Below are 11,128 nucleotides of genomic sequence, written 5' to 3' on the forward strand. Positions count from 1 at the left end.
CAGAGAGCACCGGTGGTGCTGAGCCACACCACCACTGGTGCTCCTGCGCACGATCGGTGGGGCTCAAGCGCACGATCGGGTGGGGCTCAGACGATCGAATACTCAGCCGGGGCGACTCGGGGGCCGGTCGTGTCCGCGACGCGCTTCAGTAGCCGAGATTCCGCGTCGAGCAGGTCCGTCGAGGTGAAGACAGTGGCGTGCTTCGGCCGGAAGACGGACGTGCCGTCCCCTCGCAGGAACGAAGCCGGACTCGGCGCCAGCTCGGGAGGGGTGATCCGTAACGAGGCCCGCTCGGCGGCATCCACGACGAGGCCAATGACGGCTTCGCGATCCGACGCCGAGGCGAATCGCTGCTGCGCCAGCTGGCGTGCTGCCTCGGCGGCGAGATTCCAATGCCGCCAGGTCGCACGCTTCTCGCTCACCGCCATCATCACTCCCGACCCGATCTCATCGATCGCCTCCCCCGGCACCTCCTCGGCACGCAACACGGGAGCCCTCGCGGGTGTGGCTGCCGTAGACGCCCACGTGGTCGCGTCCTCGCCAAGCACTCGCTCGGCTCGCTCGCGCCACGCCGCGGTGAGTTCGGCAAGGGAGCGCACCTCCTTCGCGGGCCTCGTGGAGAGTGTCGCCTGTGCGCGGAGCTTCATGATGGTCACCGGTCCTGGCCGGTGGCCGTGCCGGTCCAGGTAGGCGTCGATGAGCGCGTCAGTCGCGATGTCGATGTGCCGTGACCGCGAGGAGAACTCCGCAACGAGCGCCTCAGGAACTGCACTGATCGATAATGCGACGTGGCGGTCCCTCCCCCGCTCTCGCAACTCCCACCGCACGCCCAGTGATCGGGTTAAGGCGTCCGCGAACAAGGACTCGTGTAGTTCGGAGAGCGCGACGACGGCGGCGTGCATTGGTCGGCCGTCGAGCGAGCGCCACTTGCCGTCGAGCACGGTTTGCACTTTGTTGCTGATCACCACGTGGGTGTGCAGGTGCGGGTCGCCGGCCCTGCTGTCGAAGTGATCGAACGCCGTGGCGATCAGGCCCGTCACATCAACCTGCGCAACGGCACCGTCGTGGGCGGTAGCACCCGTCCGCGTGGCTGCGACCTCGCGCTCCATGAACGCCACGACCTCGGAAACCGCCGCATGATGCGCCTGCACAATCCGCGACTGCATGGCTGCGTCTGCCATGCTCCAGAGGATGCTCGCCGACTTCGGAATCGAGAATGTGAAGTCGTACCCGACCACCGCACGTCGCCGGGTAACAGTTCCCGGAGCACTGCCGTGCGGCGAAGCATCAGCTTGCCTTTGATACTCGGGATAGGCCCGACCGAGTGGTGCCCCATCGATCGGGTCTCGCCCCAGCCCGATCAGGCTCTGCAGCTGAGCCTCCGTGACTTCGGCGCCCTCAAGGATGCGACCCGAGCCGACGCCCGGGAGACCGCTTCCCATCCAACGACCCGGCGGAGTGCCTATCGCGCTGTAGTAGCGGGTCAACGACGTGGTCAGCGACCGCTGCCCATCACCGGCGGCAACGGTGCGAAGTAAGTACTTGTAGCCATCGCCGGCGCTCATCACCCGCATCGATACCGTCACCGCGGCCTCCTCCGTTGTTACACAGGAGGTGCGCCGCCTCGATCTGCAAGAGGCGTGGCATTACGTCTGTCTGATCTGTGGCAGCCACTGTGGGTCGCTCAGGCCGCGGTCTTCATGCGCAGGATTGAGCCGGCGGGCACGTTGCCGGTCTGTCGCTACCGCGGCTGGTCAACATCAGCTCGTGACTGAGCCGGCCCAGCGTGGAGGACGCTGGCCAGATTACATCTGCGGGTAGGCGACCTTTAAGTCCGTTCTAAGGCCTCGCTCGAGTCGACGATCTCTTCATCCGTACGATGCTCCTACCTTGTGCAGTTGACTGGCCGGCTCGTTCCTCGTCCTGGTCGCACACCTTGACGATCAGACACCCTAAATCGCCGTGTGGTTCAATTCAGTTGCCAATCCACTCCAGCGGGATCAAAGCTTCCCCATGGACTCTCCACTTTTCGAGGACCGCCTCTTGAAAGTAGTCGTCAGAGAGGTCGGCATGGTCGAGAACTATGACTTGGAACCCGCCAACCGCATCCCTGGAGAGTTTGGCCATCGCTTTATACGCCCTACCAAGTGCCGTTCGGTCCTCATCTCGAAGACCACTCTGGTCCACCGCGTCGGCCGGAAAATAGACCTGTGACGGCTGATCGATAACTAGGAAACGCGGCACCGGCCTATTCTTCGCGGCGAAGAAGCTATGAAGGCCAACGAGCGTAGCTAGATGGTAGCCCAGCCAATTCTCACCAGAACCGATCTGGGCCAATCTGAAACGTCCATCGATGGTGTCGACTACGACCGTGAGCTCCTGAAGGTCAAGCCTGACAGGGGACGGTGAATGCTCAAGCCCAAGGAAGCCCGCGACTTCGGCCATCTTGAACGCTACCCAGGACAATGCGCCTTCGAGGCGATCATCCGCAGAGTCAGAATCTAGTGCGACGATCAACTCTGCTATTGCCTCTCGCAGATGCCGGATACGTTCATCCACAAATGCTGATTCCGTCTCTCGAGAAATGGAATCGAGAAAGAGTGAGATTCTCCCTCGCACGGCGGCACGCTGCAGCGATGTGTTCTTCAGCGAATCCAGGAGTTCAACGCTTTCGGTTGATCGGTCAATCTGCTGCTGGTTGATGAACAAGAGAGCACTAGCTTCGGCGAGTTTCCCCTCGGCAGTGGACACTGCAGCTTGAACGTCTTGCCGCTCTTTGTTGACTTGGCCAATCTCCTGGCTAACTCGTTGTAGTTCAGAATTGATCTGCTCGACCGACGTTATCGGGTGGTCTAGCGTGGAGTTACAGATTGGGCAGAGATCGTTGCGAGGCTGGCCGCTGGCGTCTAGTTGGAGCAGCCCAAGCGATTCAAGGCGGCTTCGTTGCTCGCCAACTTCACCGGCAAAGTCGTCGTCGTAGCGCAGCAAGGATCGTAAGCGCCGCAGCTCGTGGCGAGTCTGAGCAACGGAGGCTCTCAACTCGTCACGTTCGTCGAACAGCATAATCAGGTCGTTTGTTGGTGTCGCGGGAAGATAGGACTCCGATTCCGTGGCCAGTGCAAGAGTTAGCAACTCAATAATGTGAGCCCGCGACTGATCTTCTGTCGAGCTTGCGAGACCGACACTGATTGCTTCCGACAACAGGCCCAAACCTCGACTGCTAGAACGACCGATTGCGCGCTCATCCCCAGCGCTCCGCAGCAGTACTTTTAAGTCGCGTTCATTCTGCCGAAGCTGATTGCGTTTGAGGACGTATAGGGGGTCCACTGTACCCAGCAGATAAGGGAGAGAGTCTCGGATGGATTGAGGCACCCACTCTTCATTTTGGCTGTGGAATAAAACATCCTGATTAGCAATCTCGTCTTGTGATTGCAGATTGAATGCCAAAGCATGACGGATGGTCACGCCGAATTCTGATCGCGTACCGGTGCCAACATTCGTAACATTCTCCTCGATGCCCATGATGCGAGACAGGAAGGCTATTCCAGACTTCAGATCCGTATTGGATGCAGTTTCGTCAACTTCGGGCCGACCGGAATTAGTCGCCCGGAAACTCACATGCATTGTCGTAGTTGTCGCACGACCGTTTACTGGCGCAGCGCGAGCGACGAGTGCCACACCCTCATCGGTTTGAAGTTCAAGTGCAAATTGCACGACTGTGTTCCGAATCGCACCGGCAGCGACGTGATATCCCTTGCTGCCCAAACAGTAGTCGATGATCTCAATCACCGAGCTCTTGCCAGACCGGGACCGGCCTGTGATGATGTTCAGTTCATTGAGACGGAAGTCCAAGGAACGACGATCGCCCCTGGAGTTGAACAGATGGACTGCCTTGATTTGAAACGTCATGGGGTGATCCCTAATCGTGCGCACACCGCAGCCGGTGTCCCACAGTTTGGGAGCCAACGTCCGAGGTACGCGGCTCCTTTTTGAGCAGCGACGATGTCGGCGCTCTTGCCGCTTGTTGCCTTTTTAGGACCAGCGCTGCCTGGTACCAAAATGCCGTCTTGGAGCACTAGAACGTCGTTTGCAAGGGCGAATAGTAGGCCCTCGTTGACCAGAGGGACCAGCGAGCGGACCCTTTCCGGCATGAATATCCGGGCGGCGGCGCTTCGCTCTAGCCACGTGCCGAATTGTGTCGATATGGTCATCGAGAGAGTCGCCCTCAGATCCGGGTACAAGGCCAGCGCCGCAACCATCGGCGCGTAAACCAGCGGAAGACCGGCGACCGTCTTCGTGTTCGTGTGAGCGTCGTGACCAGCGCTGACTGAACGAATTAGGACAAGTGCGATGACCGCAGGATTGAAAAGAGCTGCGACTTCTCGGCTTTCGAAGGAGGACGGGCGACGCATCAGGCCTCAACGGGTTCAAGAACAGCGATTAGGCGAGCCGCGAAATCCGGATGCCATCCTACGTCCGTCACGCTTGGGTCAGCAGACTCTGAGTCCGCAAGAATATGAAGTGACCCTCTCACTAGAAAGAGATCCGGTCGCTGGGCCCGTATCGGGGGAGCTGTCGCTTCTTCCACCCATTTGTACACCTGCTTAGCTGTGTTTGTTTTTAGCTCCTCAGTTGCGCCCTCAGGTAAGTCGTCGAGAAGTCGATTGAACACATACCGCCATTCCTCTACGAGTCGATCCTCATAGGCTGCGATCTCGTCTGGGCGTACCAGCCCTTCGCGGACCCACCGTGACCTTTGTGTTACCGCCCGGTAGTAGTCACGGACCGCGTCAGCGATGCGCGCTTGTCCGATTCCTACGAGCTGAATCTGTCGAGTGAACCGGTATGTGGCGAATTGCTCCAATTTTGCTTGCAGCGACGTGACATCCGGATCGATTGGCAAGCTGTCGGCAAGGAAACTCTGTCGAAGTTCGCTAATGAAGGCGTCTAACTCATCCCCTTCGATGAACTCCGCCGAGTCCGTTCGGAGGATATTGATGCATTTCTGGAACCACCAACCCTCAAGGCGAGATACGAAAGCGTCGACGTTCGCACGGCCCGCTGCGTGCAAAAGTTCGCTTTGAATCGCGAGGTGGGTTGCGTCGATATCGTCCGAACCCTCCACGACAGTGACTGCAGTCAGCAGACCTTCTTTTCTCTCGCCGAGCGCGTTCCAAGCTAGATAGCTCGGTTCGTTAGCCTTGTTGTTTGAACTGCCAGCGGTCACATTCAGCTGCGACATCGCCGAAGCAACATCTCTCTTGGTCGGGTCCTCAACGAGTGCAGCGGCGGCACCCCCAGCGGACAGCGTGCCCGTAGTGATGAGGAGTAGGCGACTCTTGGTCAAGTCCAATTGCCCATCCGTGGCGAGTTTTGACCAAATTCGAAGTGACTTCCAGAGATCAGAACTTGCGTTAGTCATCGTGGTCCCCGGAGCACGGTGTTTCAACTGTAGGTAGTTGCGGTACCCGTCGGCATCTTGGATTTCGATGTCATCGGCAGCCTCGATGGAGATCTGCCAATCGATGCCATGCCGCAGCAGCTGCAACGCGCTGAGCAGAGAAAATCGGAACTGGTGGGCATATCCCACCGCGCTTGCGCTGGCGTCGAACAAACTGCGTTTTTCGATCGAGATTGTCAACGCTGAGACCTCCCCCTTGGCTCGATACCTCATCGTGGCACAAGATCACTGCGCTCAATCCCACAGCTTCCCTGCGGGCCCCGCGGGAGAGACGTCGGCTCGACGACCCACGCCTCGGAACCGATCAGACTCCACCCCCAGTCCGGGTCAGGCGTCGGAAAATTCCTGCTTGATCAGCTCCAATTAGATACTCTCTGTGCATGACCGCCCAGATTATCCGCCCGATGACAGGACGAATCGAAGTCCGCGGGCTGCGCGCCCCTCGTGGCGACGAGCCTTCCAACAGGGACATGTTCAGGACTGCGACCGGACTAGTCATCCGACCAACATGGTTGGACGCAGATGAAGGCAAACCGGGCTGGCAAGGCTATTGGACGATCAGTCGTGTTCACCTAACAGCAGTCGCGGAAGTTATCGCCATCCGGGACGGCGAAGTGCAGATTGAGATGCACTACAGCCAGACCGAGCAGTGCGATTTGCGGTGTCAAACCGCGGTGGGTGACGACTGCACGTGCTCCTGTGAGGGCGAACACCACGGCGAAGGACAGCATGCCTCCTGGAAAGAGGTCGGCAACACAACTCTCGTACGCGGATCAGGCACAAAGGCCGTGACACGCGTGCTCACTCGCAAGCAGGCTTTGGACGATCAGAGAAGCAACGAGTAGCCCGTACCGATCGATGTCGACCGCCAGTCCCAGCCAGGAGTATAAGGAGTGAGCCTCGCTGGGGATTGCACGCTAGTGCAAACTTCCGCGACCTCATCTCGCCATAGATTCGACAATTCCGGGAGTTTTGTGCGAATGAGATTCACCCGCTCTCGGGCACCGACAACGACTGAGTATCCGATTTTGCGCTCGAAAGTCGGGCAGAGCTATGGGAGCCTCAGACTGACGCGCCACGTTGGTCGTCCAGCACCATCGACCGGACGACCATGATCGGCCCAGCTAGGAGATCAGCAGCGCGGGCGAACTGGCATAGCATCGCGTGCCAGATCGTCGAGCCGCGAATACCAATGGTTGCGTTCTGGACTGTGACGCTTTGGGGAGCTCTTCAATCGGCAACCTGGGCTCTCTCTTTCGCCTGGGGTTGGGTGCTCATCACATCATCGCTGACGTCGCTTATGCTCTTTGCTGCTAAACCACTTCCGCGGCTGAAGGACAGGAGTCATCTTCTCGGACGCCTAACTTGGCTCGCGCGCTTCCTCACCGCCGCAATACTGCTGTGCGTTTCCACCTTCATAGGCGCAATCGTCGGCGCTCAAGTCATTGTTGATGATGGTGGCCTGCACATGGACGGCGTGGGCGACTTCCTTCGCTCCGTACTCGCAACAGCCGGACAAATCGCTGTGTTCCTGTTCTTTTGTTGGCTGGTAGTTGATCTGTGGAGAATGAAGCGGCCCCACCGAGCAGAGGCTGTCGATCAACTCTTCCTAGTAGCAGTGGGCTCCCTATTCAAACAAAAAATCCTGACTCCTCTCATTGAGCGGTGGATGCTAGCTCTGACCTCACCGTTCGTTGCATCGGTGTCATTGGCGGTGATTGCAACCCAGTTGCTTACCGTCTTGCCAGTTGGGGCATTGAAGATTGGTTAGTTACGTATGTCCTTCCGCTTTCGAGGCGGGGAACGATTGCGAACGCTCGATTCTCGGCGCAAAATGGAAGGTAGTTCTGAGCAGGCCCGCACGTTTGCATCGCCGACCTGATTCTCGGGCTTTCGGTAAAACTCCAGATGGCACGGTGTGGCCGTTGCGGCGTCACCGTGGACAGGCGCAATCCCCCGACACCTCGTTTACGGACGACGAAGTCAGATTTGCTTCTGCACAACAAATCCCCAGATGGCACGGTGCCGCCGCGGTGGCGGCACCGTGAGAAATCAGCATCAATCGCGAATGCCCAGTCGGGATAGCTGTGGCGCTCGGGCCGCAGATTCGGTTCCAAGCGGCATAACCCCAGATGGCACGGTGCTGCCACCGTGGCAGCACCGTATTCAGTCTTCATCCTTCGCGAACGCCCGGTCCAGGAGCGCGGCGGTGGCCGGGTTCACCAGTTCACTGCGTTGGATGTAGTGCATCACCGTGACCCTGGTGTCGGTGTGGCCGAGCAGCTCCGCGGCGAGTTCGATGCTGGCGTTGGTGTTGACCGCGGTCGCGACGGTGCGGCGGAACATGTGCGGGGTCACCCCGTTGATGCCGGCACCTTCCAGCACCTGTCGCAGTTGCCGGCGCACGTTCGCGGTTGTCAGTGGGGTGCCGTCCCGGGATTGGAACAGCAGGTCGTCCAGGCCCATGCTCCCGACTTTGGCGAGCCGTCGGCGGACCGCGTCGGCGGTGAAGGTGGGGATGGCGACAACGCGAGTTGATTTGGCGGTTTTGGGGTGGTCCTGCCGGAAGGTCTGCTCGCCCTTGCGGCTGACGATGGTGCCGGCCAGGCGGATGGAGGGCACGGGGCTGGTGATGTCGACGTCCCGGCGGCGGATAGCGAGGACCTCGCCGATCCGCGCCGAGGTGCCGAGCATGACCTCGATGATCGCGCCGAGCTGGCCATCCGGCTTGGGCCCGGAAGTGTGGCCGGCGGCGCTCTCCCACTGCGCAATCGCCGCGCGGATCACATTCACCTCGGGCGCCATGAGCGCATTCGGGGCGTGCAGCTCGCGGTAGAGACGGGACACGTGCTCCATTGGGTTGCGCGGGAGGACCTCGTGCCGCACCGCCAGTTCCAGTGCCAACCGCAGTACGACCCGGGCCTGCTTGGCTCGGCTGTAGGAGATCTTCGCGAGCTGCTTGATGAACTTGTCGCACCGGGCCACGCCGATCTCCCGCAACGCGAGGTGGTCGAAGGCGGGTGAGACGAGGGTGCGCATGTTGCGCTCGTAGAGGTTCCGCGTGGTCCGGGAGATCCGGTCCTCAAGGTCGATGTCCTCCAACCAGTACGTCACCAAGTCTCTGAACAGGCTGTCCGGCCTGAGCGACGTGTCGGCGGGTTGGAACAGGTCCCGGTCGGCGATCTTGGCCTTCAGCGCGCGTTCGGCGGCATTCGCCGTGGCGCCGCTGGCCTGCACCAAACGCGCGTGGCCGTCCCAGTCGCGGTAGCGGGTCCGTGCCGCGAATCGGCCGGACGGTAACTTGCGGGTGGTGATGTCGCCGAAGGTGCCGATGGCCAACCCTTGCCGGGGCATCTCAGCTCACCGCCGATCGGTGCGCCTGGGCTCGCTGGTGGGCTCGCGCTGCTGGGCGATCCAGGCCCGCACATCGGAGATGGCGAACTTGAGGTGTTTGCCGAACCGGTAGGCGGCGGGGCCTTTGCCGTGCACCCGCCAGTCGTAGACCGTGGAGATCGGGATGCCCAGGTAGGCCGCCAACTCGTGGACGTCCATCAGCGGCTCCAGGCCCCAGTCGTCGGTGGAAGGGGAGGTTGGGTTCTCGTTGTGAATGCTCATACCCAGGAGGTGTGCCGGGCGATCCCGGACGATCGGGAGGAACCGAAACCGACCTCAGCGCCTCGCACGACAGGGGCGGCTCAGCGGCGGAAATGGGCTGAAAGTGATGACGTAGTGATGACACAATCAAATCTCTTAACCAAAAAAGTCCCGGAAACCCTTGAGTTTCCGGGACATTTGGTCGGGCTGACAGGATTTGAACCTGCGACCCCTTGACCCCCAGTCAAGTGCGCTACCAAGCTGCGCCACAGCCCGCCGCTCCTGAGCGATTCCGACTGACGGAACCAACAGGAGACAACTCGAACAGCTTACCGCGTCCGGAGAGCCCTCGCGCACAGTCTGGGGCCGGGGAGGGAAAGTCCTGGCGTCTCAACGAACGACGGGTGCTCCAAAGGGGGCGCGCAGGTGACGTTCAGGCAATTCCGCGCTTGTCCACAACAGGGCTATGAACCGCAACCGCTGACGCTAGTCGACCGGACCGATCAGTGTCCAGGGGGTCTCCCACTCGTTGAGCACGGGAGCATCGGGCAGGTCGCCGAGGGTCCACCACTTGGCCTGGTAGACGTTGCGGTGCCAGACCACCTGGGTGTCGGCCAGGTAGGTAGACCCTTCGGTCCAGATCGGGTAGGGGCTGGTTGCCGGGTCGTCGGTGAGGTCACCGATCTGGCCGGCCTCCTCCGTCGTCTTGATGGGCGCGGCGCTCGTGGGGCGGCTGTCGAAACCCTGGGCGAGCACATCGGAGAAACGCTGGTCGCCCTGGTCCACGCCGCTGCAGGAGTTGGAGACCCGCGTGAGGTCGACGTAGTCCGAGCCGCAGGTCTGGTCGCGGTTGAGCGACCACACCGACATACGTCCGATCCGGTTCTCCTGCGCGAACGCGTTGAACTGGGCGGCGTCCGCCAGGCTGAAGATCTCGCCGGCCACGTCGTTCTGGCCGATCATCGGCGTGGCACCGATCTTCGTCCAGAGCGTGGCCGCGGTGAGCTCGATTCCGGCGAGCCGGTAGAGCATGCCCAGCTGCCGGTGACTGGACTGGAGCGCCGCAATCGACGCCTCCGCCATGCTGTCGCCGTCGGCCCGGCTAGCGCCGTAGTCCATCGTCATCAGGTTCACCCCGGCCAGGTCCACGCCGGCCTCGAGCATCTGGCTGACCGCCGTCGCACCGTCCTCGGTCATCCCGGCTGGTGACACGGGCAGGGTGAGCCACACGGCCAGGTCGGTGCCGGCCGCGGTGCGATTCTCCTGCAGGGTCGCCATCGCGGCGGCCCGGCGCTCACCGGCGACGGTGTCCCTCAGGTTGCCGCCCTCGATGTCGAGGTCGATGGTGCTCACGCCGTAGCGGTCGATCACCTCGTCGTAGGCCGCGACGAGTCGGGCCGGGTCAGTGCATCCGGTCGACAACTCGTCATTCAGCAGCCCGCCGAACGAGACGATGACCTGGCCGCCGAGCTGTTCGGCCCGGGCGAGACGCCGGTCGAGGTCGAGACCCTCCACCGCTTCGTCGAGAGTGTAGTAGGTGCCCCAGGTGGGCGTGCAGGCATCCGTGGTGGCCGCCACGATGAACGACAAGACCACGTCCCGCCCCGACTCGGAGTCGGGCGTCTCGAAGGTGAACACGGGGGTGGCGGTGAGGTCGGTGTAGCCGGCGAACCAGGGCTGGTAGGCCTCGGTCGACGGCTGGTCGGTCTCGGGCGCGGGTTCGTTGGCCACGGGCGCCCGGTCGTCGCCCCCCAACTGGAATGCGACGTAGCCGCCGACTCCGAGCAGGGCCACGAGCACCAGCACCAGCAATAAAAATGGCCGACGTTTACGGTCAGGTGAGGCGTGTGATTCGGGGAGCATGATGAATATCCGTCGGGCTGCAGACTGAGGTGGAACGGCCGCGAGAAAGGCCGACCTGACAAATTTACGTTCTGATGTAGCCCACGACAAAGGCCCCGAACGGGGGGGTGCCCCTATGTTTTTGTCAAGCCGCGAGTTGATGGTCGGTTTGATAAAGGGTGCCGTCGCGCAGCATGGCATAGAGAACGTCGCAGCGTCGTCGGGCTAGGG

Annotated in this window: 8 protein-coding genes, 1 tRNA gene and 1 pseudogene; 2 read left to right on the forward strand and 8 right to left on the reverse strand. The window is 61.3% G+C overall.

Translation table 11 applies throughout. The annotated features are described in order from the left end of the window. Nucleotides 1–113: 113 nt before the first annotated feature. From mobF to E3T28_RS12985, 4 genes and pseudogenes are all read right to left on the reverse strand, one after another. Nucleotides 114–1,586 (reverse strand): annotated as a pseudogene (gene mobF / locus E3T28_RS12975) (MobF family relaxase); the annotation flags it as partial. A 388-nt stretch (nt 1,587–1,974) separates the two neighbouring features. Then, nucleotides 1,975–3,909 carry a DUF3732 domain-containing protein gene (locus E3T28_RS12980; protein ID WP_134431981.1) on the reverse strand — a complete coding sequence of 645 codons (1,935 nt, stop codon included), beginning with the start codon at nt 3,907–3,909 and terminating at the stop codon, nt 1,975–1,977. Beyond that, complete coding sequence (locus E3T28_RS17805; RefSeq protein ID WP_420898270.1) at nt 3,906–4,412, reverse strand: three component ABC system middle component; 507 nt, start codon at nt 4,410–4,412, stop codon at nt 3,906–3,908. Before E3T28_RS17805 ends, E3T28_RS12980 begins: the two co-directional genes overlap by 4 nt. Beyond that, the gene (locus tag E3T28_RS12985) at nt 4,412–5,641 is read right to left on the reverse strand and encodes an ABC-three component system protein (RefSeq protein WP_134431984.1); all 1,230 of its coding nucleotides are present in this window, start codon (nt 5,639–5,641) and stop codon (nt 4,412–4,414) included. Before E3T28_RS12985 ends, E3T28_RS17805 begins: the two co-directional genes overlap by 1 nt. 200 nt (nt 5,642–5,841) lie before the next feature. On the opposite strand from E3T28_RS12985, the gene E3T28_RS12990 reads away from it, so the two are divergent. Further along, nucleotides 5,842–6,306 carry a hypothetical protein gene (locus E3T28_RS12990; protein ID WP_134431986.1) on the forward strand — a complete coding sequence of 155 codons (465 nt, stop codon included), beginning with the start codon at nt 5,842–5,844 and terminating at the stop codon, nt 6,304–6,306. 425 nt (nt 6,307–6,731) lie between these two features. After that, the gene (locus E3T28_RS12995; protein WP_134431989.1) at nt 6,732–7,232 is read left to right on the forward strand and encodes a hypothetical protein; all 501 of its coding nucleotides are present in this window, start codon (nt 6,732–6,734) and stop codon (nt 7,230–7,232) included. Nucleotides 7,233–7,627: 395 nt separating this feature from the next. Here the strand turns inward: E3T28_RS12995 and E3T28_RS13000 are convergent, their stop codons facing one another. The 4 genes from E3T28_RS13000 to E3T28_RS13015 all read right to left on the reverse strand — a co-directional run bounded on the left by E3T28_RS13000 (nt 7,628) and on the right by E3T28_RS13015 (nt 10,918). Continuing rightward, nucleotides 7,628–8,815: a tyrosine-type recombinase/integrase gene (locus E3T28_RS13000; protein WP_134431992.1), complete on the reverse strand. Its 1,188-nt coding sequence runs from the start codon at nt 8,813–8,815 to the stop codon at nt 7,628–7,630. Between the two features lie 6 nt (nt 8,816–8,821). Then, the gene (locus tag E3T28_RS13005) at nt 8,822–9,076 is read right to left on the reverse strand and encodes a helix-turn-helix transcriptional regulator (RefSeq protein ID WP_241979339.1); all 255 of its coding nucleotides are present in this window, start codon (nt 9,074–9,076) and stop codon (nt 8,822–8,824) included. Nucleotides 9,077–9,254: 178 nt separating this feature from the next. Continuing rightward, nucleotides 9,255–9,331: transfer RNA gene (locus E3T28_RS13010), tRNA-Pro, on the reverse strand. 210 nt (nt 9,332–9,541) lie between these two features. Beyond that, the gene (locus E3T28_RS13015; RefSeq protein ID WP_134431995.1) at nt 9,542–10,918 is read right to left on the reverse strand and encodes a glycosyl hydrolase family 18; all 1,377 of its coding nucleotides are present in this window, start codon (nt 10,916–10,918) and stop codon (nt 9,542–9,544) included. Between the last annotated feature and the right edge of the window lie 210 nt (nt 10,919–11,128).

The sequence above is a fragment of the Cryobacterium sinapicolor genome (assembly GCF_004403465.1).
GTDB classification, from domain to species: domain Bacteria; phylum Actinomycetota; class Actinomycetes; order Actinomycetales; family Microbacteriaceae; genus Cryobacterium; species Cryobacterium sinapicolor.